The sequence below is a fragment of the Mesorhizobium sp. B2-3-5 genome (genome assembly GCF_006442395.1).
Lineage (GTDB): Bacteria > Pseudomonadota > Alphaproteobacteria > Rhizobiales > Rhizobiaceae > Mesorhizobium.
On record NZ_VFVX01000009.1, the window covers coordinates 146715 to 173135 of the forward strand.

The 26421-nt window shown below is 64.3% G+C and carries 21 protein-coding genes; all 21 read right to left on the minus strand.

All coding sequences use genetic code 11. The features are described from left to right. Positions 1-57: 57 nt before the first annotated feature. Entirely contained in the window at positions 58-750 is a 693-nt protein-coding gene (locus FJ958_RS13545) for a TIGR02453 family protein (RefSeq protein ID WP_140743311.1), read from the minus strand. Further along, entirely contained in the window at positions 750-2954 is a 2205-nt protein-coding gene (gene ligA, locus FJ958_RS13550; RefSeq protein ID WP_140743313.1) for an NAD-dependent DNA ligase LigA, read from the minus strand. Before ligA ends, FJ958_RS13545 begins: the two co-directional genes overlap by 1 nt. A 112-nt stretch (positions 2955-3066) precedes the next feature. Then, positions 3067-4740, minus strand: coding sequence for a DNA repair protein RecN (gene recN / locus FJ958_RS13555; protein ID WP_140743315.1), 1674 nt, complete (start codon positions 4738-4740; stop codon positions 3067-3069). Positions 4741-4968: 228 nt separating this feature from the next. Further along, a complete protein-coding gene (locus FJ958_RS13565) occupies positions 4969-5838 on the minus strand; it encodes an outer membrane protein assembly factor BamD (RefSeq protein WP_140743319.1) in 870 nt (289 codons plus the stop codon). 263 nt (positions 5839-6101) lie between these two features. Beyond that, entirely contained in the window at positions 6102-7052 is a 951-nt protein-coding gene (gene lpxC / locus FJ958_RS13570; protein WP_140743321.1) for a UDP-3-O-acyl-N-acetylglucosamine deacetylase, read from the minus strand. A 279-nt stretch (positions 7053-7331) separates the two neighbouring features. Beyond that, positions 7332-9020, minus strand: coding sequence for a cell division protein FtsZ (ftsZ, locus tag FJ958_RS13575; protein WP_140743323.1), 1689 nt, complete (start codon positions 9018-9020; stop codon positions 7332-7334). 66 nt (positions 9021-9086) lie between these two features. Further along, positions 9087-10394 (minus strand): cell division protein FtsA, encoded by a 1308-nt coding sequence (gene ftsA / locus FJ958_RS13580; protein WP_140743325.1) that lies wholly within the window; start codon positions 10392-10394, stop codon positions 9087-9089. Then, positions 10391-11332: a cell division protein FtsQ/DivIB gene (locus tag FJ958_RS13585; RefSeq protein ID WP_140743327.1), complete on the minus strand. Its 942-nt coding sequence runs from the start codon at positions 11330-11332 to the stop codon at positions 10391-10393. Before FJ958_RS13585 ends, ftsA begins: the two co-directional genes overlap by 4 nt. After that, positions 11320-12246, minus strand: coding sequence for a D-alanine--D-alanine ligase (locus tag FJ958_RS13590; protein ID WP_140743329.1), 927 nt, complete (start codon positions 12244-12246; stop codon positions 11320-11322). The genes FJ958_RS13585 and FJ958_RS13590 overlap by 13 nt, the downstream gene beginning before the upstream one ends. A 323-nt stretch (positions 12247-12569) precedes the next feature. Then, complete coding sequence (murB, locus tag FJ958_RS13595; RefSeq protein WP_140743331.1) at positions 12570-13535, minus strand: UDP-N-acetylmuramate dehydrogenase; 966 nt, start codon at positions 13533-13535, stop codon at positions 12570-12572. Continuing rightward, positions 13532-14932, minus strand: coding sequence for a UDP-N-acetylmuramate--L-alanine ligase (gene murC / locus FJ958_RS13600; protein WP_140743333.1), 1401 nt, complete (start codon positions 14930-14932; stop codon positions 13532-13534). The genes murB and murC overlap by 4 nt, the downstream gene beginning before the upstream one ends. Continuing rightward, entirely contained in the window at positions 14929-16056 is a 1128-nt protein-coding gene (gene murG / locus FJ958_RS13605; protein WP_140743335.1) for an undecaprenyldiphospho-muramoylpentapeptide beta-N-acetylglucosaminyltransferase, read from the minus strand. The genes murC and murG overlap by 4 nt, the downstream gene beginning before the upstream one ends. 1 nt (position 16057) lies before the next feature. Next, entirely contained in the window at positions 16058-17209 is a 1152-nt protein-coding gene (gene ftsW, locus FJ958_RS13610; RefSeq protein WP_140743337.1) for a putative lipid II flippase FtsW, read from the minus strand. Next, positions 17209-18609: a UDP-N-acetylmuramoyl-L-alanine--D-glutamate ligase gene (gene murD, locus FJ958_RS13615; RefSeq protein ID WP_140743339.1), complete on the minus strand. Its 1401-nt coding sequence runs from the start codon at positions 18607-18609 to the stop codon at positions 17209-17211. Before murD ends, ftsW begins: the two co-directional genes overlap by 1 nt. Before the next feature lie 8 nt (positions 18610-18617). Next, entirely contained in the window at positions 18618-19700 is a 1083-nt protein-coding gene (gene mraY / locus FJ958_RS13620) for a phospho-N-acetylmuramoyl-pentapeptide-transferase (RefSeq protein ID WP_140608041.1), read from the minus strand. Between the two features lie 23 nt (positions 19701-19723). Then, positions 19724-21154 (minus strand): UDP-N-acetylmuramoylalanyl-D-glutamyl-2,6-diaminopimelate--D-alanyl-D-alanine ligase, encoded by a 1431-nt coding sequence (locus FJ958_RS13625; protein WP_140743341.1) that lies wholly within the window; start codon positions 21152-21154, stop codon positions 19724-19726. Further along, positions 21151-22605 carry a UDP-N-acetylmuramoyl-L-alanyl-D-glutamate--2,6-diaminopimelate ligase gene (locus FJ958_RS13630; RefSeq protein WP_140743343.1) on the minus strand — a complete coding sequence of 485 codons (1455 nt, stop codon included), beginning with the start codon at positions 22603-22605 and terminating at the stop codon, positions 21151-21153. The genes FJ958_RS13625 and FJ958_RS13630 overlap by 4 nt, the downstream gene beginning before the upstream one ends. A gap of 56 nt (positions 22606-22661) precedes the next feature. Further along, complete coding sequence (locus tag FJ958_RS13635; protein ID WP_140743345.1) at positions 22662-24377, minus strand: penicillin-binding protein 2; 1716 nt, start codon at positions 24375-24377, stop codon at positions 22662-22664. Beyond that, positions 24374-24769, minus strand: a complete 396-nt coding sequence (locus FJ958_RS13640) for a hypothetical protein (protein WP_140695619.1) — start codon at positions 24767-24769, stop codon at positions 24374-24376. Before FJ958_RS13640 ends, FJ958_RS13635 begins: the two co-directional genes overlap by 4 nt. Before the next feature lie 4 nt (positions 24770-24773). Beyond that, a complete protein-coding gene (gene rsmH, locus FJ958_RS13645) occupies positions 24774-25790 on the minus strand; it encodes a 16S rRNA (cytosine(1402)-N(4))-methyltransferase RsmH (protein WP_140743347.1) in 1017 nt (338 codons plus the stop codon). Next, positions 25787-26260: a division/cell wall cluster transcriptional repressor MraZ gene (mraZ, locus tag FJ958_RS13650; protein ID WP_140743349.1), complete on the minus strand. Its 474-nt coding sequence runs from the start codon at positions 26258-26260 to the stop codon at positions 25787-25789. The genes rsmH and mraZ overlap by 4 nt, the downstream gene beginning before the upstream one ends. Positions 26261-26421: the final 161 nt, after the last annotated feature.

Sequence of the window (26421 nt, forward strand, 5' to 3'; positions counted from 1 at the left end):
AATTCGCTTGAGCCAAACGATCAGCGGAAATCATCGCCGGATCGCGGCGTCGACTATTCAATCCTGCGCGATTTTGCCCTCGATCGCCCTGCCCCAGTCGAGCAGTGGCCTGGCGCGCAAGGTGAAATCGACGAGTTCCTCGACCAGTTCCGGTCCATGGATGCCAGCCGGGTCGATGACGTGGCGAACAACAAAATGCCGGTTGCGGATGGCGGCAACGAGATCTTTGTCCACGACGTGCTCAAAGCCGCGCGGCGTGCGTTTCATGCCGCCCTCGGCATCGAGCTCGAGGCCATTCTTGTTCAACGCCTTCACCATGGCGCGAAACCTCTCGGGCCATGTCTCGATGGCCCGGCGCATCGACAACAGCAGCGCCGCCTCCGGCTGCCACCAGGCGACACCGGCAAAGCAACCCTCCAGCCCGATATGGACGTAGAACACGCCTTGCTCCATCTTGCTGCCGTCGGGCGACAGGATCGCGGAGAGATGCCTGTTGTAGGGCCGCTTGTCCTTGGCGAAGCGGACGTCGCGGTTGATGCGGAACAGCGACTTCTTGCGGTCACCACGCAGACCGAGCCCGGCTGCCAAGAAACGCTGCGTCAGCGTTTCGACGAGATCGCCCAGGGGATCGCGCAATTCCTTTTCGAACAACTCCCGGTTCTCCAGGAACCACTCCCGGCTCTGATGAAAATCGAGCGCCTTCAGGAATGGGATGGCTTTTGGACCGAACCCTTTGAACTCGCCCGACATCACGCCTTGCCGACCCGCTGCAGCCAGGTGTCTTCGTCGATGACTTCGACACCGAGTTCACTGGCAAGCTTGAGCTTGGAGCCGGCACCCGGTCCCGCCACCACCAGATCGGTCTTGGCCGAAACCGAACCAGCCACCTTGGCGCCGAGCCGTTCGGCCATCGCCTTGGCTTCGGAGCGCGTCATCTTCTCCAACGAACCGGTGAAGACGATCGTCTTGCCGGCGACCTCGCTGTCGGTCGAGATCGTGACGATATACGGCTTTGGCTTGACCTGTTCGAGCAGCTTGTCGAGCACGTCGTCATTGCGCTCATTGCCGAAGAAATCGCGCAGCGCGTCGATCACCGTGTCGCCGATGCCGTTGATCGACGGGAAGACTGTGTGCGGGTCCTCCGCCGCCGCCGTCTCCTTGCCGACGCGGATCAACTCCTCGATCGTCGAGAAGGTCCGGGCAAGCACGGCCGCCGTCGTCTCGCCGATGTGGCGGATGCCGAGCGCAAAGATGAAACGATCGAGTTCCGGTTCGCGGCGCGCGTCTATGGCAGCGAACAGCTTGTCGAGACCCTCATAGTTGCGGTCCTCGACGCCGCGCACATTCTTGCGCGTCTTGCCGGACGCCGCCTCGCGCTGCCTGGCCTGCTCCTCGCGCCGCTCGGCCAGCGCCCTGGTGACGGCCGGACGGCGATCCCGGAGCGTGAAGATATCGGCGGCTGTCTTGACCAGTCCCGAATTGAAGAACAGGTCGATGTTTTCAGCGCCCAGGCCTTCTATGTCCATGGCGCCGCGCGACACGAAGTGCCGCAGCCCTTCCACGGCCTGCGCCGGGCAGATCAGCTCGCCGGTGCAGCGGCGGCGCGAATCCTCCTTGCCGGTCTTCTCGTTGATCTCGCGCGTCGCCGGCGAACCGCAAACCGGACAGGTATGCGGGAACTCGTAAGGCACGGCATCAGCCGGGCGCTTGTCGATGACGACGCTGACGATCTGTGGGATCACATCCCCTGCCCGCTGGATGACCACCGTATCACCGATGCGCACGTCGATGCCGTCGCGGATCGGCAGGCCATTGCTGTCAAAGCCCTTGATGTAATCCTCATTGTGCAGCGTGACGTTCTCGACCACCACACCGCCGACCGTCACCGGTGCCAGCCGTGCGACTGGCGCCAGCGTGCCGGTGCGGCCGACCTGGATGTCGATCTTCTCCACCGTCGTCATCGCCTGCTCGGCCGGGAATTTGTGCGCGACGGCCCAGCGCGGCTCACCGGTGACGAAACCCCAGCGGCGCTGCAATTCGAGTTGGTCGACCTTGTAGACGACGCCGTCAATGTCATAGCCCAGCGACGACCGCTGCTCCTCGATCCGGTGATAGTGCGCGACCAGTTCCTCGACCGACTTCGCCCGCACCATAAGGGGACTGATCTTGAACCCCCAATCGGCGAATTTCTGGACCGAATCATACTGGGTCGGGGCTGGATCTTCCGTGGTGTAGCCCCAGGCATAGGCAAAGAATTTGAGGTTGCGGCTGGCAGTAACGGAAGCATCCTTCTGGCGTAGTGAGCCGGCGGCCGTGTTGCGCGGATTGACGTAATCCTGGCCACCGGCCGCGGCCGAACGTGCCTTCAGCGCCTCGAACTCGGCATAGGTCATATAGACCTCGCCGCGTATCTCGATGACATCAGGCCAGCCCGAGCCTTTCAACCTGGCAGGAATATCCGCGATGGTTCTGAGGTTGGCGGTGATGTCCTCGCCCACCGCACCGTCGCCGCGCGTCGCGCCCTGTATGAAGACGCCCTTTTCGTAGCGCAGCGAAGCCGATAGCCCGTCGATCTTCGGCTCGGCGGTGAAGGCGATGTCAAGGTCCTTGTCGCGGTGGAAGAACCGCCGGCCGCGCTCGATGAAATCGGCGACGTCCTCGTCGGTGTAAGCCTTGGCGAGGCTGAGCATCGGCACGGCGTGGCGCACCTTGGCGAAGCCCTCCGCCGGCGGCGCGCCTACCCTGCGCGACGGCGAATCCTCGCGCACCAGACCGGGAAAACGCTCCTCGATGGCGAGGTTGCGCCGCGCCAGCGCATCATATTCCGCATCCGTGATAACAGGCGCATCCTCGGTATGGTAGCGCCGGTCGTGCTCGGCGATCTCCGCCGCAAGGCGCTTCAGCTCGGCTTCCGCCTCGCTTTCATCAAGCGAATCGACTGGTTTTTCCGACATGGAAAGCTTCCTTGGACAATGGCACGTCACAATAAATCAGAATTCCGGGAAAATCATTGCTGAACAGCAGGATGGAGCCATATCCTGACTCGCTCCATGACGCCGGATATTCTCATGCTGCGGTAGTGTTCTCACGCAGCAGCCGCTCGGCGGCGGCGCGCGCCTCGTCGGTAATGGTGGCACCGGCCAGCATACGCGCGATCTCTTCCTGCCGCGCCGTCCTGTCCATCTCGGCGATGCCGGTCGCCACGCGGTCGGTGCTGCCCGATTTGGAGATCAGGAAATGCGTCGCCGCGCGCGCCGCCACCTGCGGTGCGTGGGTGACCGACAGCACCTGCACGCGCTTCGACAGGCGCGCCAGCCTCTGGCCGATCGCGTCGGCCACGGCGCCACCAACGCCGGTGTCGATTTCGTCGAAAACCAGCGTCGGCGCCGAGCCACGGTCGGCCAGCGCCACCTTCAGCGCCAACAGGAAGCGGGAGAGTTCGCCGCCGGAGGCGACCTTCATCATCGGCCCGGGCCGCGTGCCGGGGTTGGTGCGCACCCAGAACTCGATCTGGTCGATGCCCTCTTGCATGCGGCTCTCGGCCTCGCTCTTCATCTCGACGATGAAGGCGGCGCGTTCGAGCTTCAGCGCCGGCAGTTCGGCCATCACCGCCTTGGTCAGCCCGACGGCCGCCGCATGGCGAAGCGAGGAAAGCTGCGCGGCGGCAACGTCATAGGCCTCGCGTGCGGCGGCGGCCTGCTTCTCCAGCCCGTGCAGCCGCTCCTCGCCGGCATCGAGATCGGCAAGATCGGCAACCATCGTGTCGCGCAATTGCGCCAGGTCGTCGACGGCGACGCTATGCTTGCGGGACGCCGCGCGCAGCGAGAACAGCCGCTCCTCGGCTTTCTCCAGCCTTTGCGGGTCATATTCGGTGGCGCGAAGCGCGGCCTCGACACCGGATTGCGCCGCGTCGAGCGACAGCATGGCTTCGTCCAGCGACTTGACCACGTCCTCGAGCAGGCCGGGCGCTTCCGTCGCCTTGCGCTGCAGCCGTCTCAACAGACTGGCGAGTTGCGGCAAGGGTGAGGACGGGCCCGACAGCACATCCTGCGCATCATGGATTTCGGAAGCGATCTTCTCGGCGCGCATCATATGGGCGCGCAGTTCGGCAAGTTCGGTTTCCTCGCCAGGCTGCGGATCGAGCCTGGTCAATTCCGCGACCGCGGCACGCAGATAGTCGGCCTCGCGCGCCGCTGCCGCCACCTTTGCGCGGTGGCGCGAAAGCTCCTGCTCGCCGGCGCGCCAGTGCCGCCAGGCCTCGCCGGTCGAGCGAACGACGCCGAGATGGCCGCCGAAAGCGTCGAGCACGTCACGGTGTGCGCCGGGATCGACCAGGGCGCGCTCATCGTGCTGGCCGTGGATCTCGACCAGCGCGCGGCCGACATCGCGCATCAGGGTCACGCTGGATGGCTGGTCGTTGACGAACACGCGCGTGCGGCCGTCCGCCGTTTGCACACGGCGCAATATGACGTCGCCATCGTCCTCTATGGCGTTTTCGGCAAGCAGCGCGCGAACCGGATGGTTGCGCGGCACATCGAAGACGGCGATGACCTGGCCCTGTGCCGCGCCATGACGCACCAGCGAGGCGTCGCCGCGCGCGCCGAGCGCCAGCGACAGGGCATCGAGCAGGATGGATTTGCCGGCGCCCGTTTCGCCCGTCAGCACGGAAAGGCCCGGCTGGAAGTCGATATCCAGCTTTTCGATCAGGACGATATCGCGGATCGACAATCTGGAAAGCATCAGAACCCGGACCTATTGCATGCCGCCCAAAAGTGGACCCGGTTTTGGGATAACGACATGCACGAAAGCAAAAGACTTAAAGCGCGTCGCATGGATCCGTTCAAGCACGACGCGCTTCAAAGCGGCACGCGACCGATTGGAGTCGCAGCGCCGCACTATCTTTTCGTTTGCGCATCGGATCAATCCGAAAAAGCGCCCTCTGCACGCTTTGGTCCGGGGTACCGCGGGTCAGGCGCCGGTGATCAGCTTCCCGGCCTTGGATATCCACGACCCGGCATTCTCGCGCGGCGCCAGCCCGTTGCTCTGCAGGAGCTTGTAGGAATCCTTATACCATGAACTGTCAGGGTAGTTGGTGCCGAGCACCGCGGCGGCGGTCTGGGCCTCCGAGGTGAGCCCCATTGCGTAGTAGCTTTCGGTCAGGCGGGCCAGTGCCTCCTCGACATGACGCGTGTTGGAATAATTCTCCACCACGGTACGGAAGCGCTTGACGGCGGCGATGTATTCGCGGCGCTCCAGATAATAGCGGCCGATCTGCATTTCCTTGCCGGCGAGCTGGTCGTTGGCGAAGCGGATCTTCTGCTTGGCGTCGTCGACATATTCCGAATTCGGCCAGCGCGTCACCAGATCCTGCATGGTCTGCACGGTCTGGCGTGCTTCCTTCTGATCCTGCGTCACATCCTTGATCTGGCGATAGTAGCTCAGGCCGATAATGTACTGCGCATAGGGGGCGTCATCGGTGGACGGATAAAGTGCCAGGTAGCGCTTGGCCGACGAGATCGCCTCGTCGTAGCTGCCCTTTCGATAGTCGGCGAACGCGCCCATCACCATCGATTTGCGGGCCCATTCCGAATAGGGATGCTGGCGGTCGACGGCGTCGAACTTCTTGCTCGCCTCGTCCAGCCGCCCGGCATTCAGATTGGCGAGGCCTTGATTGTAGAGAACGTCCCCAGGCTCGGTATGGTCGACATAGGTCGAAAGGTCGATATCTTTCTCCGACGACATGCAGGCCGAAAGAAAGAGCGATGGAACAACTACCGAAAGCGCCAGGAAAACAGACCACTGCGGCACTTTCGATTGACCGACTCGCTTGAAGAACATGATTGGATTCCGCCCTTTCGGCGTTATTTTAATGCCCGTTGCATGCAGTTCCCCCAAAACTGGTCCCCACCTTTGAGCGACATGCACTAATCGACGGCAGCAGCCATAGACCATAACCGCCTTGCCGGGCAACGCTATGTCTAGCCAATCGCACATTTTTGTGGCGGGCGGTCGGAGCCTCGGCATCCCTGTGATTTCACCAGCCGATGGTGCATTCCTGCAACACCGGCCGTCTCCAAGGGAATCGAAAAAAGCTAAGGGATTCAGATCATCCAGGGCGCATAGAGCGGCGCATTGACGGCGCTCATCTCCGCCGCGCGGCCACGCTCGCGACGTGTCGTCTCGACGATCTCGAAAGCCGTGCGGTCCGACAGCAGGCGCCGCAGCGCCGCGGCGTTCAGCCTGTGGCCGCCGCGATAGGAGCGGAAACAGCCGATGAAGCGGGCGCCGCCCAACGCCAGGTCGCCCATGGCGTCCAGCGTCTTGTGGCGCACGAATTCGTTTGGGTAGCGCAGGCCGCCCATGTTGATGACGCGGTTGTCGTCACCGATGACCAACGAGTTCTCGAGCGAGGATCCCAGCGCGTAGCCGGCGGCCCACAGCCGCTCGACATCCTTCATGAAACCGAAGGTGCGGGCCCGCGCGATGTCACGGCGGAAGATGTCGGCATTGATGTCGGAAGCAAAGAGCTGACGCCCGATCGCGGGACTTTCGAAATCGATCTCGACCTCGAAGCGGGTGCCGTCATAGGGTCTGAACTCCGCCCAGGAAGCACCGTTCTCGATGCGGACCGGCTTGACGACCCTGATGTAGCGCCGCTTGACCGGCAATTTTTCGATACCCGCCTGGTCGATGGCTTCCACGAAGGCCATGGCGCTGCCGTCGAGAATGGGAACTTCGTGCCCATCGATCTCGATGACGACATTGTCGATGCCGAGCCCGAACAGCGCGGCCATGATGTGCTCCACGGTGGCGATGTGCTCGCCCGAAGGATCGCCGAGCATGGTGCAAAGGTCCGTGGCACCGATCTCGGAAAATAGGGCACGGAACTCGCGGCCCTGCCCTTCCTCATTGATAAGCTGGAACACGATGCCAGTGTCGGCATCCGCGGGCAGGAAACTGATGGAAACTTCTTTGCCGCTGTGAACGCCGGTGCCTGTAAGCGACGCGCGCGTCTTCACTGTCGTCTGATAGTCGTGCAAGACAATCCCCATAAGCCCGAAATGCCTAGGGCCGCTTCTCCAGCCCGAGGGCGCGGCTCTTGTGAAATCGGCAGGCAGGGCCACTTCCCCGAAATCCCAGCAGACCGACTATGGTAGGCGGCGAAGATAATGTCCCGGCAAGGAGACTCCAAATCACGGTTTCTTACTCTCTGTAACCGCGAACTGGAACATGTACGGCATCATAAGCGTTTGATTTTCCAGAAGTTTAAACGTTAACAGGCAAGCAATTCCTTGCCTGCCTGTTAACAATTGTTACAGTCCGTTAACTACTCAGTTGGCTTGGCGGCGCAGGAACGCCGGGATCTCCAGTTGATCGTCGTCCTGAGTCGCCCTGGTCTGCGGCGTCAGGCGGCCCTGCTCATCCAGCTGGCCGCGGCGCGGTGCGTAGAGCTGCGCGTCCTGGCTGGCGAGGCGGCGCACTTCGGGCGCGGCCTGGCGCAGCTTCGGCTCGCGCGGTTGCGCCGGCTGCAGCCGTGCGGGCTCCTCCTCGCGGCGAGTCAGCCCATTGGTCAGACGCTTCAGCAGGCCCATAGGTCCGCTGTTCTCGTGGTGGTCTGCCGGACGGCTCTTCGCTTCGACCTCGGCCTTCACGACCGGCGGAAAGTCCTCGACGCGCGGCATGCGCTGCGGGGCCATCGCGACCGGCTGCTGGACCTCACGCAGCATTTCGCGCGGCTGCGGAGCCGGCTGCATCATCTGCTGGGGAACCGGCTGCACCATCGGCTGCGGCTGCGCGGGCGGCGCCTGGAAGATCTTGCTCTGCGGGCGGAAATCGTCCGCATGGGCAACCGGTGCCGGACGCGGCTGAGCCATGGCCGCCGCATTTGCTTCGGCCAACTGGATCGCTTCCGCGACCGGATCGACGGTGCGCGGCTCGTAAACGGTCTGCTGGACCGGCGCCGGGCGGCTTTCGACGGCGGCAACGGCTGGACGGGGGGCGGGCTTCTGCGGCGCGGCGCGGATCGAGATCGGCGCGGCGGCTATTTCAGCCGCCGACTTGTCGATGCCGGTGGCGACCACCGAGACGCGGATGACGCCTTCCAGTTCCTCGTCGAAGGTGGCGCCCAGGATGATGTTTGCATCCTGGTCGACCTCCTCGCGGATACGGGTTGCCGCTTCGTCGACTTCGAACAGGGTGAGGTCGCGGCCGCCGGTGATCGAGATCAGCAGGCCCTTGGCGCCCTTCATCGAGGTCTCGTCGAGCAGCGGGTTGGCGATTGCCGCTTCCGCCGCTGCCATCGCGCGGCCCTCGCCCGAAGCTTCTCCGGTGCCCATCATCGCCTTGCCCATTTCGCGCATGACCGAACGCACGTCGGCGAAGTCGAGGTTGATCAGGCCTTCCTTGACCATCAGGTCGGTGATGCAGGCGACGCCGGAATAGAGCACCTGGTCGGCCATGGCGAAGGCATCGGCGAAGGTGGTCTTGTCATTGGCCAGCCGGAAAAGGTTCTGGTTGGGGATGACGATCAGCGTGTCGACGCATTTCTGCAGCTCTTCGATGCCCATGTCGGCCGTCTTCATGCGGCGCTGGCCTTCGAAGTGGAACGGCTTGGTCACGACGCCGACGGTGAGGATGCCCTTCTCGCGCGCGGCGCGCGCAACGACCGGAGCGGCACCGGTGCCGGTGCCGCCGCCCATGCCGGCGGTGACGAAGCACATATGGGTGTTGGACAGGTGATCGATGATCTCGTCGATGCATTCTTCCGCCGCCGCGCGGCCGACTTCCGGCTGCGAACCCGCGCCGAGACCTTCGGTGACATGCGCGCCGAGCTGGATCAGCCGGTCGGCCTTCGACATGGTCAGCGCCTGGGCGTCGGTGTTGGCGACAACGAACTCGACACCGCGCAGCCCGGCGGTGATCATGTTGTTGACGGCGTTGCCGCCGCCGCCGCCGACACCGAACACGGTGATGCGTGGCTTAAGCTCGGTGATGTCCGGCTTCTGCAGATTGATGGTCATTGTCTCCGTCCTTTGCCTTTCACGCCGCTTCGCCGCCGCGGCCGCCTATGGGGCTGTCCCCGTCAATTAGAAACTGTCTCTCAACCACTGACTCATGCGATGCAGTTTTCCACCCGTTCCGGTCATCCTGAGACCGGAAATGCCTTTCGCCGGATGGCTCTCGAAACTCGCCATCTGCGGATAGATCAGAAGCCCGACGGCGGCCGAGAAAGCCGGCCCCTTCGCCGCCTCGGGCAGGCCCGCCACGCCGAGCGGGCGGCCGATGCGCACATTGCGTCCCAGGATGCGGCGTGCCGCCTCCGGCAGGCCGGCCAGCTGGCTGGCGCCGCCGGTGAGCACGACGCGCTTGCCGACCGCGTTGCCGTAGCCCGACTTGTTCAGCCGGTCGCGCAGAAGTTCGAGCGTCTCGTCGATACGGGCACGCACGATGCGTGTCATCACCGAGCGCGGGATCTGCAACGGCACGTCGCCATCGTCGCCGATCGGCTGGATTGAAACCAGGTCGCGGTCATCGGCACTGCCCGGCAGCGCCGAGCCGTGCATCACCTTGAGCCGCTCGGCGGCATCGAGCGAGGTCGAGAGCCCCTTGGCCATGTCAAGCGTGATATGGTTGCCGCCGATGGCGATCGCATCGCCGTGGACGAACCTGCCTTCCGAAAACACCGAGATCGTGGTCGTTCCGCCGCCCATGTCGATGCAGGCGGCACCCAGTTCCAGTTCATCATCGACAAGCGCCGCCAGCCCGCTGGCATAGGGCGTCGCCACCATGCGCTCGACCGACAGATGTGAGCGGTTGATGGAGAGCTCCAGGTTGCGCATTGGGGCCGCGTCGCCCGTCAGCACATGCATGTCGACGCCAAGCGCGTCGCCGACCATGCCGCGCGGATCGCGCACGCCGCGCTCGGCGTCCAGCGAGAAGCCGACGGGCAGCGAATGGATGACCTCGCGCTCGGCCTTGAGCGCCTGCTTGGCGCCTGCGCCGAGCACGCGCTTGATGTCGGCCTCGTCGGCCTCATGGCCGCCGAGGTTGATGGTCGCCGAGAAGGCTTCGCTCTTCAGCCGGCCGGCGGTCATGTTGACGATGAGCGAATCGACCGTCAGCCCGGCCATCCGCTCGGCGGCATCGACGGACAAGCGGATCGCGTGCTCGGCGCGGTCGAGATCGACCACCACACCCGACTTCACGCCCTGCGATTTCTGATGGCCGATGCCGATGACCCGGATCCGGTGCGAGCGGCCTCGCAACAGCTTGCCGTCATCGTTCGGCTTGAGCTTCGCCACCATGCAGCAGACCTTGTTCGAGCCGACATCCAGCACCGTCAAGGTGCCGGACCGGCGCGACGAGGCATCGCCAGAACCGCCAAGCCAGCTCATATCTTCGTCTCCGGCTTGCGCTTGAGGGTTTTCGGTTTCTCATTGAGCGCGGCCTCGCGCTGCGTCGCCGCCTCGGGCGTCAACTGCACGACCAGCCGGTCCGTGAGTCGCATGTCGACGGCGGCGATGTCGCGCGACAAAAGTCCGTTGTCATGGTCCATCTTCGCGAGTTCCGCGAGAGCCTGGTCCTCGCCATCCTCCGGCAACTTGACGGTGATGCCATTGTCCAGCTTCAGGTCCCAGCGCCGCTCGCCGACACGGATGTAGCCCTTTATGCGGCTGGCGAGATCGGGATATTGCTCGACCTTGGCCAGGAAATCAGGCGCCTTGGCGGGCGCGCCAGTGCCGATCAGCAGCGGCAAGAGCACCTGCTTGCCGCCCGAGAAGGGCGCGATGACGGCACCATCCTTCTCGATGACCGAAAGATCACTGCCCTGCTGCCAGAGCGCGAAGGCCTCGCGCTCCTCGACGCGCACTTCCAGCGTGTGCGGATAGACCTTGCGCACTGCAGCGACCTCGATCCAGGGCAGGCCGGAGATGCGCTCGCGCGCGGCCTCCGCGTCGAAGCCGATCAGCGACGTCCAGCCGTCAAGCTCGAGCCTGTCGAGAATGTCGATTTCCGACGTCTGATGGTTGCCGACCACCTTGACCTGATCGACGGCAAAGCCGGTGCGGGCAGTGATGCTCTGGATGATACCGTCGGCATGACCGCCAAGATAGGCACCGTAGGCGCCGCTCGACGCAAGCAGCACGGCCGACATGATCGCGGAGGAGAAACGCGGCGCCTGGAACTCGCCGTCACCCAGGCGCGCGAGCATGCGCACCGGGCGGCGAAGCATGCGCGGCAGCACGAAATGGCCCGATGACAACGGCAGGCCGAACAGCGACGGCACCGCCGCGCCCTTCCCCCTACCCTGTCCCCATTTCAACGCAGACACGAAGCGTCCTCCACCATCCAACTCAACAGTTCACCAAACGAATGCCCGGCCTGGGCGGCGATTTCAGGCACCAGAGATGTCGGCGTCATGCCCGGCTGGGTGTTGACCTCGAGCCATACAACTTCGCCATTTTCGGAGTGACGATCGTCATAACGGAAGTCCGACCGGGAAACGCCCCGACAGCCGACAGCTTGGTGAGCCTTGAGCGCCAGTGTCTGTATTTTTTGGTAAATATTCGGTGAAACTTTTGCGGGGCATTCGTGTTTTGATCCGCCGGCAACATATTTTGAATCGTAGTCGTAGAACGAATGGCCCGTCGGGATGATCTCGCAGACGCCGAGCGCCACATCCCCCATGACGGCGCAGGTCAGTTCGCGCCCATGGATGTAGCGCTCGACCATGACGGTATCGCCATATTTCCACTCGGACGATCCGACGATCTGCGGCGGATGCGACTGCCCTTCAGACACGATGACGACGCCGAAGCTCGATCCTTCATTGACCGGCTTGATCACGTAGGGCGGCTTCATTGGATGCTTGTTCTGGATAGCGAAGCGATTGGCGACCTTCGATTCGGCGACGGGAACGCCGACCGATTTGACGATCTTCTTCGCCTGCTCCTTGTTCATGGCGAGCGCCGAGGCGAGCACGCCGGAATGGGTGTAGGGAATACCGAGATATTCGAGGATACCCTGGATCGTGCCATCCTCGCCGAATGGACCATGCAACGCGTTGAAGGCAACATCCGGCCGAAGCTCGGCGAGCACGGAGCCGACGTCGCGCCCGACATCGACGCGGGTGACCTGGTAGCCTTCCTTCTCCAGCGCATCGGCACAGGCCTTTCCGGAGGACAGGGACACGGGCCGCTCGGACGAGAAACCTCCCAGCAGGACGGCCACATGCTTGCTCTTCATTCCCCGTCATCCCCTCTCACGGCGGACCAAAACCAAATTTCCGCAACATTGAGTCCGAGTCTCCCGGCAGGTTGCCCCCCAGACGGAAAACGCGGGTAACGCGTCGAACGACTCAAATCAGGAAACGCTTTGGAGCAGAGAATCAGAGAGTTGATTTACTGGCAAGTGCTTATGATTCCGAGAGATTCACTTTCTGAGAAAATGGACGTGAAAACCGTGTCGGTGAGTCCCCGAAGCAACGCTTTTTGCGCACTCTGGGAACGCGTTTGAAGTTCAACCATCACGTGAACTTCACCGGCAACTAAAGTGAATTGAGATTGAGGTCAGAGCAGTTGGCCGAGAAACTCCTGCACGGCATGTCCGGGCCGGAAATTGCCGATGCGCTTGATCTCCCAGTGCAGGCGGATGCCGGAATGTTCGAGCACGCGCGCCCGCACCGTCTCGCCGAGATATTCGAGGTCGTAACCGGTGGCGGTGCCGGTGTTGATCATGAAGTTGCAGTGCATGGGCGACATCTGCGCCCCGCCGATCAGCAGGCCGCGGCAGCCCGCCTTGTCGATCTCCTTCCAGGCCGAGGTGCCTTCGGGATTCTTGAAGGTCGACCCGCCGGTCTTCTCGCGGATCGGCTGCACGGTCTCGCGGTGGTTCTGCACGGCATCCATCGCCGCCTTGATCACCGCCTTGTCCTCGGCAAACCCTTCGAACACGGCCGAGGTGAAGATCAGCCCAGACGGTGCGGCCGAGTGGCGATAGGCATAACCCATGTCGGCATTGCTCAGCGTCTGGACATTGCCCTTGCGGTCGAGCGCGCGCACCTCGACAACGCGCTCGCGCGTCTCGACGCCATTGGCGCCAGCATTCATCCTGAGCGCGCCGCCAATGGCGCCTGGAATGCCGTGGTAGAAATGGAAGCCGCCAATGCCGGCCTCGAGCGCCACGGCGGCCACGCGCTTGTCGGGTGTCGCCGCGCCTGCCCTGATCCTGATCGGTGAGATGACTTCGGCCTCGCCAAAGCCCTTGGCCGAAAGCCGGATGACGAAGCCGGGAATGCCGCCGTCCCTGACCAGCAGGTTCGAGCCGATGCCGACGATGGTCAGCGGGATTTCTTCAGGAACCGCCCGAAGGAATGCGGCGAGGTCCTCCTCGTCCGCCGGCTGGAACAGCGCTTCAGCCAGGCCGCCGGCGCGGAACCAGGTGATCTTGTCCATCTCGGCATTGGGCGTGATGCGGCCGCGCAGGCCGGCAAGCCGGTCGCCAAGTCTGTCGATCAGGGCCTGGCCGTGCGTCATGAGGCGGCAAGCTCCTTGGGCAAGGCATAAGCCCATTGGGTGATATTGCCGGCGCCGAGGAAGACGACGAAATCACCGGGCTTGGCGAGATCACGGATGATCGGCGCGATATCGGCCGGTCCTTCGATGTAGCGGGCGTCGCGATGGCCGCCGGCGCGAATGCGCGACACCAGCGCATCGGAAGTCACGCCCTCGATCGGCTCTTCGCCGGCCGCGTAGACAGGGGCGACCATCACCGTGTCGGCGTCGTTGAAGCAGGCCGAAAACTCGTTGAACAGATCATGCAGCCGGGTGAAGCGGTGCGGCTGGGCAATGGCGATGACGCGCCCCTTGGTCGCGCTGCGCGCCGCCTTCAGCACCGCCGCGATCTCGACCGGATGATGGCCGTAATCGTCGAAAACGTCGACGCCGTTCCAGGAGCCGGTACGGGTGAAGCGGCGTTTGACGCCGGCAAAGGACGACAGGCCCTTCTTGATCGCCTCGCCGGACAAGCCGAGCTCATGCGCCACCGCGATCGCGGCGGTGGCGTTCGAGACATTGTGGCGGCCTGGCATTGGCAGCCGCAGGTCCGCTATCGTCTTCTGGCCGCCGGTCTTGCGGTCGCGGATCACCACGTCGAACTCGGACGTAGCACCCGCCATGCGATGGTTGGTGAAGCGCACATCGGCCTGCGCGTTCTCGCCATAGGTGATGACGCGGCGGTCCTCGATACGGCCGACCAGCGCCTGGACTTCCGGGTGATCGGTGCACATCACGCCGAAGCCGTAGAACGGCACGTTCTCGACGAACTGGCGGAACGCCTCGCGCACCTTGTCGAAACTGCCATAGTGGTCGAGATGCTCGGGATCGATATTGGTGACGACGGCAATGTCGGCCGGCAGCTTGAGGAAGGTGCCGTCGCTCTCGTCGGCCTCGACCACCATCCATTCGCCGTCGCCCATGCGGGCGTTGGTGCCATAGGCATTGATGATGCCGCCATTGATGACGGTCGGGTCGAGCCCGCCGGCTTCGAGCAGCGTCGCCACCATGGAGGTCGTCGTCGTCTTGCCGTGCGTGCCGCCGATGGCCACCGCCTGGCGGAAGCGCATCAGCTCGGCCAGCATCTCGGCGCGACGCACGATCGGCAGCAGCCTTTCACGCGCGGCCTTGAGCTCCGGATTGGATTTCTTGATCGCCGTCGAGACGACGATGACCTCGGCATCGCCGAGGTTTTCGGCCTTGTGGCCGACGAAGCAGTCGATGCCCTTGTCGCGCAGGCGCTGCACATTGGCGCTGTCGGCCTGATCGGACCCTTGCACCTTGTAGCCGAGATTGTGCAGCACCTCGGCGATGCCGCTCATGCCGATGCCGCCAATGCCGATGAAATGCACGAGGCCGATGGTCTGCGGCATTTTCATGCGTGCGTCCCCTTCCTGAAGTCCGAAACGGTTTTTCTGGACGCAATAGCCTCTGTGAGGTCGGCGAGCAACCTTGCCGCGTGCGGCCTGCCAGCTGATTTCGCGCCAGCCGCCATCGCCGCCAGCCGCTCGGGGGCGTCCATCAGTCCGCCAAGGAGGGTTGCGATGCGCTCGGGCGACAGCGAGGATTGTGGGTGCACCTCGCCTCCGCCGGCGGCGGCAAGGGCCGCCGCGTTTGCCGCCTGGTCGTGGTCGAGCGCGTAGGGATAGGGCACCAGCAACGCCGGTCGTCCGATGACGGCGATCTCCGAGACGGTCGAAGCACCGGAACGTGAGATCACCAGATGCGCCCCCGCCATGCGTGCCGCCATGTCGGTGAAGAAGGGCGAAACCTCGGCGGCGACGCCAAGCGCGGCATATGCCGCCTTCACCCGCCCCACGTCATCGGCACGCGCCTGCTGCGTGATCGCAAGCCGCTTGCGCTGTGCATCGGAAAGCAGTGCGATCGCCCCCGGCATGGCATCGGAAAAGAACTGGGCGCCCTGGCTGCCGCCGAACACCAGCAGGCGGAACGGCTCCTCCCCGGTCGATGCCGCATAAGGTGTCTTGGCCGCTTCCAGCACAGCCGGCCTGACCGGATTGCCTGTCGTCACCGTCTTGGCGCCGGCGGCACTCGCATCCTGTGGCAGGAAGCCGCCGGCTATGGCATCGACACGGCCGGCCAGCGCCCGGTTGGCGCGCCCCATCACCGCGTTCTGCTCATGGATCAAAGTCGGCACCTTGCGCCGCGTCGCGGCATAGAGCGGCGGCAGGGTCGGGTAGCCGCCGAAGCCGACGACGGCATCCGGCTTGATCCTGCCGATAATGGCGGACGCCTGCCGTACGCCGCGCCAGATTTTCCAGAAGGCCCCGAGCAAGGCGAAAGGGTTCTTCGAACCCATCGTCGCCGACTGGATCGGATGGATGGCGGCGGCCGGGAAGCGGCTGGCAAATCGCTCGGCGCGGTCGTCCGTCGCCAGATGCACCGTCCAGCCGCGCTCGGCGAGCTCATGCGCCAGCGCCTCGGCCGGAAACAGATGTCCGCCGGTTCCGCCTGCCGCGAGAAGGATGACACCCCTCGCCATATCACTCCGCCGGCAGGGCGCACTGTGGCAGCGTGAAGCCCATCTGCTTGCGTTTTTCAGGTCGCTTGCGCGTCAGCGCCAGCACCATGCCCATGGAGATGGCGATCGCGATCTGCGAGGAACCACCGTAGGAGATGAAGGGCAGCGTCATGCCCTTGGCCGGCACCAGCTGCAGGTTGACGCACATGTTGATGACGGCCTGCAGGCCGAACACGGTGACGAGGCCGCCGACCGCATAGCGGGTGAAGTCGTCATGTTCCTTGAGTGCCGTGTTGAGCCCGCGCAGCACGATGAAGGCGAAGATCGACATGATGAAGAAGCACATGATCAGCCCGAACTCCTCGCCCGCGACCGAGAACACGAAGTCGGCGTGGCTGTCGGGGATGACCCGCTTGACCGTGCCCTCGCCCGGCCCGACGCCGAACCAGCCGCCATTGATCAGCGCGTCGCGCCCCATATCGACCTGGAACGTGTCGCCCTCGCCGGTGAGGAACTTGTCGATGCGCAGGGCAACGTGCGGAAACACCGTATAGGCGGCGAAGACACCGCCGACGCCGGCGGCGCCCAGCACGATGATCCACAGCCAGGGCAGCCCCGCCATGAAGAACATGATGCCCCAGGTGCCGGTCGTCAGCATGGTCTGGCCGAGGTCCGGCTGCGCCACCAGCAGCGATACGACGAGCACCAGAAGCAGCATGGCGAACAGGTTGCCGGGAATGTCGGGCTGGCGCTTGTGCTCGGCGAACAGCCAGGCGCACATGATGACGAAGGCCGGCTTCAGGAATTCCGACGGCTGGATCGACAGGCCGGCGAGCGAAACCCAGCGCCGCGCGCCCTTCACTTCGACGCCGACATAGAGCACCGCGACCATCAGCACCAGCATGAGGCACAGCATGATCAGCGACATGCGCCGGATCTGCCTGGAATCGAGGAAGGATACCGCCAGCATCACGCCGAGCGCCGGCACGGTGAAGATAATCTGCCTGGTGGCGAAGTGGAAACTGTCGAGGCCGATGCGTTCGGCCACTGCCGGGCTCGCGGCGAAGGACAGCACGATGCCAAGCCCCATCAGCGACAGGAATGCCGCCAGGAACCAGCGATCGATCGTCCACCACCAGGTTGCGACGGGACTTTTATCGAGACGGCTCTGCATTATCGTGCCCCTCCGATGGGTTTGACGCCATCTATAGCGCTCGCAGCTTGCCTGAAGGCTTCGCCGCGAACTTCGAAATTCTTGAACTGGTCGAAACTGGCGCAGGCCGGCGACAACAGCACCACCGCCTCGCCGCCATCCTCCTTGGCCGCATCATGCGCCGCGTGCTCGACCGCGGCGGCCAGCGTCCCCGATATCTCGTAGGGCACAGCTTCGCCCAGCGTCGCCGAAAATGCGGGTGCCGCCTCGCCGATCAGATAGGCCTTGGCGATGCGCGGAAAGAAGCCGCGCAGCGGTTCAATCCCCCCTTCCTTGGGCAGGCCGCCGGCGATCCAGTAGATGCGGTTGAAGCTGGACAGCGCGGGCGCGGCCGCATCGGCATTGGTCGCCTTGGAATCGTTGACGAACAGCACATGATCCTTGCGGCCGACCTGCTCCATGCGGTGGGCGAGGCCCGGAAAGCTCTCCAGCCCCGACTGGATCTCGCCAAGGTCGAGCCCGACCTTGAGACAGGCGGCGACCGCGGCAAGCGCGTTCTGCGCATTGTGCTGGCCCCGCAGCGAGCCGATACCTTCGAGGAAGGCGACCCGGCTGTAGCGGCCGTGCACGGCTTCCATCAGATTGGTGCCGTCGGCGAAATAGCCATCGGTCAGCGGCAGCCGCTTGGAAATGCGGATGACCTGGCGGCCTGCCCGCTCCAGCCGCTCGGCGATCTGCGCGCACCAGGAATCGTCGATGCCGATGATCGCCGTCTCGCTGCCCGCCACCAGCCGCTCCTTGATCGAGGCGTAGTGCTGCATGGTGCCGTGGCGGTCGAGATGGTCCGGAGTCAGATTGAGCAGGATACCGGCCGTCGGGTTGATCGATGGCGCAAGGTCGATCTGGTAGGACGAGCACTCGACCACATAGTGGCGGTCAGGCTTCGGCGGATCGAGCGTCATCACCGCGCGGCCGATGTTGCCGCCCATCTGCGTGTCGCGGCCGGAGGCCTTGAGGATATGCGCCGTCAGCGCGGTCGTCGTCGACTTGCCATTGGTGCCGGTGATGGCGATGAACGGAGCCGTCGGCGCGCTGAGCATCCGCTCCCTGCAGAACAGCTCGACATCGCCAATGATCTCGACGCCGGCGCCGCGCGCAAGCTCCACCGTCCAGTGCGGCTTGGGATGCGTCAGCGGCACGCCGGGCGACAGCACGAAGGCCGAGAATTTCGCCCAGTCGGCGCCGCGCAGATCGCCGGTCGCGATGCCTGTGGCGGCGGCCTTGGCGACACTGTCGGGATTGTCGTCCCAGGCCAGCACATGCGCGCCGCCCTCGATCAGCGCGCGCGCCGTCGCGATCCCCGAACCACCCAGCCCGAAGATCGAAACATGTTTGCCTGCGAAGGTTGCGGCGGGGATCAAGGTTTTGCCTATCTCAGCTTGAGGGTGGACAGGCCGACCAGCGCCAGGATGACCGCGATGATCCAGAAGCGGATCACCACCTGGCTTTCGGTCCAGCCGAGCTTTTCGAAATGATGGTGGATCGGCGCCATCAGGAAGACGCGCTTGCCGGTCATCTTGAAGTAGCCGACCTGAATAATGACGGACAGGATCTCGACCACGAACAGGCCACCGACGATGACCAACACGATCTCGTGCTTGGTGGCGACCGCGACCGTGCCGATCAGGCCGCCCATGGCCAGCGAGCCGGTGTCGCCCATGAAGATCGCCGCCGGCGGCGCGTTGAACCACAGGAAACCAAGGCCGGCGCCGATCACGGCGCCCAGCACGACCGCCAGTTCACCGGTGCCGGGAACGAAATGGATCTGCAGATATTCGGCGAACACCGCATTGCCCGAGAGATAGGCGATGACGCCGAACGATGCCGCCGCGATCATGATCGGCACGATCGCCAGGCCATCGAGGCCGTCGGTCAGGTTGACCGCGTTGCCGGCGCCGACGATGACGAAGCAGGAGAACGGAATGAAGAACCAGCCGAGGTTGACGATGAATTCCTTGGCGAAGGGAAATGTCAGGGACGACGAGAACGGCGCCTGGCCGTTACGCATGATTACCCAGGCGGCGATGCCGGCGATGATGAATTCGAGCCCCAGCCGCGCCTTGCCGGAAAAGCCCAGATGCGACTGCTTGGTCACCTTCAGATAGTCGTCATAGAAGCCGATCGAGCCGAAGCCCAGTGTCACCAGCAGCACCACCCAGACATAGATGCTCGACAGATTCGCCCACAGGAGCGACGATCCGATGATGCCCGACAGGATCATCAGTCCGCCCATGGTCGGCGTGCCGGCCTTCTTGAAATGCGTCTGCGGCCCGTCGGCGCGGATCGGCTGGCCTTTGCCCTGGCGCAGCCGCAGCGAGTTGATGATGGTCGGCCCGAAGATGAAGACGATCAGCGCCGAGGTGATCAGCGCCCCTCCGGTGCGGAAGGTGATATAGCGGAAAACGTTGAAGACCGAGATCTTGTCCGCGAAATCGACCAGCAGTGTGAACATGCGCTTTTCGTCCCCGGCTTGATCTAGGTCAGTTTGCTGGTTGTTTCAGCCGGGTATTTGCCCAGCAAGGCATCGACCAGTTTTGCAAAACCGATGCCCTTCGACGATTTGATCATCACCACGTCGCCCGGCTTCAGCGCGGCCAGCAACACCGGCTTCAGTTCCTCGACACCGGCGCGGTATTCCGTCTTGATATCGTCCGGCAGCGCTTGCGCCAGCGCCCGCATTTCCGGGCCGCCGAGGAAGACGGTCTGCGTGCCGGTGCCGACGATGAGATCGGCAAGAGCGGCGTGCAGCTTGGCCGAGTGGTCGCCGAGTTCGAGCATATCGCCAAGCACGGCGATGCGCCGGCCCTCGCCCGTTACAGGCGTCGCGTTGAGCAGCGCCATGGCGGCCTGCATCGAGGCGGGATTGGCGTTGTAGCTCTCGTCGATCAGCGTGATCAGGCCCTGTGGATGCCGCAGCACATGGCGCCTGCCGCGCCCGCGTTCGGCGGAGAGATCAGCCAGCGCCGATGCCACTTTGTCGAGATCGGCACCCACCAGATGCGCCGCGCCCAGCACCGCCAGCACGTTCTGCACCATGTGCCGGCCGGGTGCGCCGATGCGGGCCGTCACCTCGTGGCCGCCGATCCTGGCGGCGATGTCGGAATGGTCGGCGTGGAGTTCGCATTTGGTGAGCTTGAAAGTCGAGCGCGCATTCTCGCCGAAGCCGTAGACATGCTCGACGCCGGCGGCACGCGCCATCTTGTCGAGAAACTTGAAGCGCGCGTCGTCGCGGTTGAGAACGGCGGCACCTTCGGGCTCCAGCCCCTCGAAAATTTCGGCCTTGGCCTGAGCGATCTCGTCCAGATTGCGGAAGAAGCCGAGATGCGCGGCCGCGATCATGGTGACGATGGCGACATGCGGCCGCACCATCTTCACCAGGGGCCGGATCTCGTCGGGATGGTTCATGCCGATCTCGAACACGGCATAGCCGCAATCGGCGGGCATGCGCGCCAGCGTCAGCGGCACGCCCCAATGATTGTTGAAGGACTGCGCCGAGGCATGCACCTTGCCGACGGCCGACAGCACGTGGCGCAGCGCTTCCTTGGTGGTGGTCTTGCCGGCCGAACCGGTCACCGCGATGATTTTGGCCTGCGAGCGGGCGCGTGCCGCGATCCCGAGCTTTTCCAGGGCGGCCAGCACATCCTCGACGACAATGATCGGCGCCGTCAGCCTGCCGAGAGACGGCAGCTTGCCCTCCGCCACCACCAGCACGCCGGCGCCGGCCTTGATGGCCGCGGTGACGAAGTCGTGGCCGTCCATCGCCTCGCCCTTGATGGCGAAGAAGGCGTCGCCCGGCTGCAGGCTGCGGCTATCGATCGAAATCCCCGATATGCCTTCGGGCATGGGACCAAGCGGCCGCCCGTCCATGGCGGCAACCAGCGCCTCGGAGGTCCACAGAAGACTCATGCGGCACGCTCCCGCAACGCGGCGCGGACTTCCTCGTGATCGGAAAAATGCAGGGTCTCGGAGCCGATCGTCTGGCCTTCCTCATGGCCCTTCCCGGCCACGATCAGCGTGTCGCCGGCATGAAGCATGCCGACAGCCTCGTGGATCGCCTGGCGTCGGTCGCCGATCTCGATGGCGCCGGGTGCGGCGGCAAGAATGGCGGCGCGGATCGTCTCGGGCACTTCCGAGCGCGGATTGTCGTCGGTGACGATGACGACATCGGCAAGCCGGGTCGCGATCTCGCCCATGATCGGCCTTTTTCCCCGGTCACGGTCGCCGCCGCAACCGAACACGACCATGACGCGGCCCGTCGTGAACGGCCTTACCGAGGCCAGCACGTTTTCCAGCGCATCGGGCTTGTGGGCATAGTCGACATAGACAGGTGCGCCGCTGGCAGTGGTCCCGACGAGGTCGAGGCGGCCAGGCGCGCCCTTCAGTTTTTCCAAGGCCATCAAGGCTTTGGCGATGGGCGTTCCCGTGGAAATGGCAAGCCCCGCCGAAACCAGTGCGTTCGCGATCTGGAAATCGCCAGCCAGCGGCAGGTCGATCTCGTGAATCACGCCGTCGGCCTCGACCTCGGCGCGCTGGCGGTGGCGCTCATGCTCGACCCGCTTCAGTTTCAGGAAATCGCCGTGGCGGCCAACCGTCAGCACCTGGAGCCCGGCGGCCCGCGCCGCCTGGATTGTCGGCGCCGACCACGGATCGTCGGCGAAGATGACTGCCGGCGCGCCTTTCGGCAGCAGCGTATCGAACAGGCGCAGTTTGGCGCGATGATAATCCTCGACCGTCGGATGGTAATCCATGTGGTCGCGGCCAAGATTGGTGAAGCCGCCGGCCGCCAATTTCACGCCGTCGAGGCGGCGCTGGTCGAGCCCATGGCTGGAGGCTTCCATCGAGGCATGGGTGACGCCGGCTTCGGCCAATTCCCTCAGCAATTGGTGCAGGGCGACCGGATCGGGCGTCGTCAGTGAGCCATACTCGTTGCGGCCCGGTGCCACCACGCCGGTGGTGCCGATCGAAGCGGCGGCATATCCCGCCTGCTCCCAGATCTGCCTGGTAAAGGCGGCGACCGAGGTCTTGCCGCTGGTGCCGGTGACGGCGACCATGGTTTGCGGCTGCTTGCCGAAATAGGTGGAAGCGCTGAGCGCCAGTGCCAGGCGCGGATCGTCGACCACCAGCACCGGAACCGGCAGTCCGGCAACGGAACTGCCTTTGCTTGTCACGATCGCAAGCGCGCCGCGCCTTGCAGCGTCGGCGGCGTAGGCCGCACCGTCCGCCTTGGTGCCGGCGAGCGCAAAAAAGACGACGCCCGGTTTCACCTGGCGGGAATCGGACGAAATCCCGGTGACCTCCAGATCGGCGGAAGCTGTTCCTTCGACTGGCAGGACACCGGCTAGATCTCTGAGCTTCATTGAGTTCCGTTCACCGCAATATTAAAGAGCGCGCAGTCGCCGGCGCGCCCCAAGAATCACTCATAGGAAACCAGCGTTGCACCATTTTCATGGCTGAAATCGGGTTTCACGCCAAGCATGGCCGCTGAACGCCTGATAATATTGCCGGCGATAACCCCCGCATTGGCGGCCGCGACGTCTGTCATGCCAGGCTTTTCCGGGTGCGGAGCGTCGGCAATCGTAAACACCAGGTATTGCGGATCGTCCATCGGGAAGGCGGCGACGAAGGTATTGAAATTCAAGTCCTTCGAGTAACGGCCGTTGATAACCTTCTCGGCCGTTCCGGTCTTGCCGCCAACGCGGTAGCCGGGGACTCTGGCGTTTCTGGCCGAACCCTTCTCGGCGTTGAGCGAATAGAGGTAGCGCATACCTTCGACCGTCTTTTCGCTAACCACTTTCTTCGCCGCCGCCATCGCCTCCTGCTGGCTGCGGACCAGGAATGTCGGCTGTATCAGGTAGCCGCCATTCATCAACGCCGCGCAGCCTACAGCCGCCTGCAGCGGTGTCGTCGACACGCCGTGGCCGAAGGCGATGGTGAACGAACTGACCTGTTTCCAGACCTTCGGTTCGGTCGGACGGGCGACTTCCGGCAGTTCGGTCTGCATTCTTTCCAGGATGCCAAGACGATGCAGGAATTCCCTATGCGCCTCGATGCCGACCAACTCGGCCTCCCTGGCCGACCCGATGTTGGACGAATAGAGGAACACCTCCGGCAACGACAGCACACGGTTCTTGCCGTGGAAATCATGGATGGCCTGATGCCCGACCCGGATTGGATGCGAAGCATCGAAGCGGCTCGCCATCGTCGCCTTGCCGGAATCAAGCGCCATGGCCGATGTGAAGCTCTTGAAGGTCGAGCCCATCTCATAGAGACCCGCCGACATCCGGTTCAGCCGGTCCTTCTCTTGCGCATTGTAAGGATTATTCGGATCAAAATCCGGCACCGACGCCATGGCTATCACTTCGCCGGTCTTGACGTTCAGCACAACGGCGCCAGCGCCGACGGCGCGATAACGCTCCAGGCCGGCGGCGATCTCGTCGCGCACCACATGCTGGACCCGCAGATCGATCGAAAGCTTTACCGGCTTGAGATCCTTGGCCACCGCCAGGCCCGACGCCTGCAGGTCGCTCAGGCCCTGCTCATCGATATATTTCTCCATGCCGGAGATGCCCTGGTTGTCGATGTTGGTCAGGCCGACGACATAGGAAGAGGTCTCGCCGCTCGGATAGAAGCGGCGCTTTTCGGTACGGAAGCCGAAGCCGGGAATGCCAAGCTGCAGGATGTCGGCCTGCTGCTTGGGCGTCAGCTGCCGCTGCAGCCAGACGAAGCCGGCACCGCTCTTGAGCTTATGGTAGGTCTGCTCGTAATCGATCTCGGGCAGCACGGTCGACAGTTTTTCGATCGCCTCGTCGGCATCGACGATGCGGCGTGGCTCCGCGAACAACGACGCTGTCTTGATGTCGGTCGCCAGCACTTCGCCATTGCGATCGACAATGTCGGGCCGCGAGGCTGTGATCCGGCTCTGCGGGCCGCCCGACAGGTCGGGCGTCTGGAAGCCGAGATAGACCAGCCGCCCAGAAATGGTCGAGAAGATGCCGAAGAACACCGCCATCGTCATCACGATGCGCGCCTTGCCCTTGCCGCCGGTCGCCTTGCGGGCGCCGTCGACAACGATCGATCCATCTTCACCCGTCCTGGCGCGACGCTTCAGCAGTTTGCCAATTCCGATCATTGGGCGATGCCTCCGGTCACGACGGGGTCCTTGCCGCCCGAGGGCGCCTTGTCGGAATTGTCGGCCATCGTGCCCTGGCGTCCGTTCAGGATGTCCTGAATGTCCAGGGCCTTCGCCGGCAGGTCGCTCAAGCCCACGATCTGGCGCCCGCTGACCGGCTCGAGTGCGAGTTGCGACTTGTAGAGTTCGGTCAGCTTCTGCAGCCGCGACGGCTGGGTGAGCAGGCTCCAGTCGGCCTTGAGCAGGTCGATCGTCTCCTCCTCATAACGGATCTGGGTATGGATCTTCTGCACCGCCGCCAACTGGTCCTCGGCCTCGCGCTTGGTCTTGTAGGTCAGGGCCGCCGCCGAAACCATGACGGCGATCAGGACAATGTCGCTGGTACGGAACACGTGCTTACCTCTCCCCCGGCCGGTCGATACCGGGAAGTTTTGGAAGGCCGAAGATCGAAAAATCGCCGGCGCGCGCCGGAGCCTCGGTGCGGATCGCGGCGCGCAGCCTGGCCGAGCGGGCGCGCGGATTGGCCGCGATCTCGGCGTCGCCAGGCGTCACGCCGCCACCGGCCTTACGGAAGGTGGCACTGCGCGCCTGCGCCTCGGGCATGTGGCGCGAGCCGCTGGCGGCATCGGCGCGGTCGGCGATGAAGCGCTTGACGATGCGGTCTTCCAGCGAATGGAACGTCACCACGACGAGGCGTCCGCCCGGTTTCAACGCGCGTTCGGCCGCGAACAGGGCCTTGGCCAATTCGCCAAGCTCGTCATTGACGAAGATGCGCAGCGCCTGGAAGACGCGGGTGGCGGGATGGATCTTGTCCTTCGGCGCGCGACCGATATGCGTCTCGATCGCATCGGCGAGATCGAGTGTGCGCTCGAACGGACGCTTTTCGCGGCGTGCCTCGATCATGCGGGCGATGCGGCCGGCATGACGCTCCTCGCCCAGGAAGCCGAAGATGCGGGCAAGGTCGCCCGGCTTGAAGCTGTTGACGACATCGGCGGCGCTGAGGCCAGCCTGCGCCATGCGCATGTCGAGCGGCCCGTCGGTACGGAAGGAAAATCCACGTTCGGCCTGGTCGAGCTGCATCGAGGACACGCCGATGTCGAGCACGATGCCGTCGGCGCCTTCGACATGTTCGTCCAGCGTCGAGAACGGCGCCTGCACCAACCGGAGCCTGCCGCCCGACTGTGCCTCCAGGTCGCGTCCGGCCGCGATCGCATCGGGATCCCGGTCGATCGCCACCACGGAAGCGCCCGTCGCCAGAATGGCTTTCGTGTAACCGCCGGCTCCGAACGTGCCGTCGATGATGACGTCGCCCTCCGCCGGCGCCAGTGCCGCGAGCACTTCGCCAAGGAGGACCGGAATGTGGCGAACCGATCCGCCAACGGCGTGAAGGTCATCGCCGTGGCCCGCCGTCATTCCGGTCGCTCCCCAGCCTTGGCCTCGTGAGCCTTCGTCCCCTGCCGAAGCTGCAAAAGCCTGGCCCGCGCCTGCGCTCCGTAGGCGGCAAGCCGTGCCGGCTCCCATATCTGAAAGAAATTGCCACGGCCTACAAAGGCCACCTCCGCCAAGATGCCGGTGTGCTCGCGAATGAAATCGGTCATCGTGATACGGCCATCCTGATCGAGTTTCAGGAATGCTCCGTCGCCATGGCAAAAGAACGACATGTCGTCCGCCGTCTGCAGGAAGGGATCTTCCTGAGCGATGCGCTGCTCGTAGCGATCGAGAAGATCGAGCCCGCCGACATCCATCGCCGGCAGGTCGAGACAGCGCAGTGCGTAGAGTTCCGAATAGCCGCGCTTCTGCACGACAGCACGGAAATGCGCCGGAACGGACACCCGCCCCTTCGCATCGATCCTGCTCACCGTGTTCGACAGAAACCGGTCCATCACACGTTACAGCCGCTTGCGCCGCCGCACCCCTCTTCATCGTGTCGCACGCGCCGACGCAGCGCGTTCCCTGCCCCGCACCCACCTCGTCCCCGAGCGCAAAAACCGGCAAACGCGCAGCCGGCGCGGCTGCCCGATTGGCGTACGCTTTACCCTGACGC